This window comes from Gilvimarinus gilvus (genome assembly GCF_030518155.1).
Lineage (GTDB): Bacteria > Pseudomonadota > Gammaproteobacteria > Pseudomonadales > Cellvibrionaceae > Gilvimarinus > Gilvimarinus gilvus.
Genome location: NZ_JAULRU010000533.1, coordinates 1 through 657, shown reverse-complemented (window position 1 = coordinate 657; position 657 = coordinate 1). Strand labels below are relative to the sequence as shown.

Below are 657 nucleotides of genomic sequence, written 5' to 3'. Positions count from 1 at the left end.
CACGGTCGGGTCCATGTTGCCCTGCAAGGCCACCTTGTCGCCCACACGGCGACGGGCGTCGCCAATGTCACAGGTCCAGTCCAGGCCCAGAGCATCGGCACCGGCCTCGGCGATGCTTTCAAGCCACAGGCCACCGTTCTTGGTGAACAGGATGACCGGCACCTTGCGCCCTTCATGCTCGCGGATCAGGCCGCTGACGATCTTGCGCATGTAGGCGAGGGAGAACTCCTGGTAGGCCGCCGCTGACAGGTTGCCGCCCCAGGTGTCGAAGATCTGCACGGCCTGGGCACCGGCAAGGATCTGCCCGTTGAGGTAGCTGGTCACCGACTGGGCCAGCTTGTCCAGCAGCAGGTGCAGCGCTTGCGGGTTGTCATAGGCCATGGCCTTGGTCTTGCGGAAGTCCTTCGACGACCCGCCTTCGACCATGTAGGTGGCCAGGGTCCAGGGGCTACCGGAAAAACCGATGAGCGGAACGCGGCCGTTGAGTTCGCGGCGGATGGTGCTGACCGCATCCATCACGTAGCCCAGGTCTTTTTGCGGGTCGGGAACCGGCAGGGCTTCGATATCGGCCGGGGTACTGACGACCTTCCTGAAACGCGGGCCTTCGCCGGTTTCGAAGTACATGCCCAGGCCCATGGCATCGGGGATGGTGAGGAT

At 64.1% G+C, this 657-nt stretch carries 1 protein-coding gene; it reads right to left on the bottom strand.

The annotated features are described in order from the left end of the window. On the bottom strand, positions 1–657 hold a 657-nt coding region (locus QWI17_RS09955; RefSeq protein ID WP_302722356.1), incomplete at both ends, for a uroporphyrinogen decarboxylase family protein.